The organism is Benzoatithermus flavus (assembly GCF_037908215.1).
GTDB classification, from domain to species: domain Bacteria; phylum Pseudomonadota; class Alphaproteobacteria; order Geminicoccales; family Geminicoccaceae; genus Benzoatithermus; species Benzoatithermus flavus.
Window position 1 is genome coordinate 1 of the sequence record NZ_JBBLZC010000142.1, and the last position, 526, is coordinate 526.

Here is a 526-nt window from a genome sequence, read left to right on the forward strand (position 1 = left end):
ATCTCGGCGCTCTCCCCTTCGCCGCAATACAGCACCGGGGTTCCGGTGGCGATCGCCGGGAAAATTTTCGACGGCCTTGCCCCTTTAAACAAATCGATGTTGCGCAGCGAAACGATGCTGTAATCGGTGATGGAGAAAATCTCCGGCATCTTCTCAACCGGAACGGATCCGTAAAACGTCACATTGTCAAGGCCGAGCTCTTCTTTTAACGCCATCAGCTTTTCCCGCTCTTGGCCGTCGCCGACAAACAGGAAATGCGCCCGTTCATCTTTCGCTTTGACGATGGCCGCCGCCCGCAGCACCGAATCGAGCCCTTGGGCGTATCCCATCGTTCCGGCGTACGTAAACACCACTTTTCCTTCGAGCCCTAATTCCGCAAGCAACTCTTTGTTTTTCGGCAGCGGGCGAAACACATCCGTGTTGACGCCGTTCGGCAATAAAAAGACATCCTCGGGCGCTTTCCCTTGCTCAATCATATAATCGCGAAGGCCTTCCGTCGCGGCAGCGATTTTCCACGCCTTCCGGT

Annotated in this window: 1 protein-coding gene; it reads right to left on the reverse strand. The window is 55.3% G+C overall.

What is annotated here, in order from left to right; genetic code table 11:
• The coding region (locus U1T56_RS24570) for a glycosyltransferase family 4 protein (protein ID WP_418162091.1) at nucleotides 1–526 on the reverse strand (526 nt) is incomplete at both ends.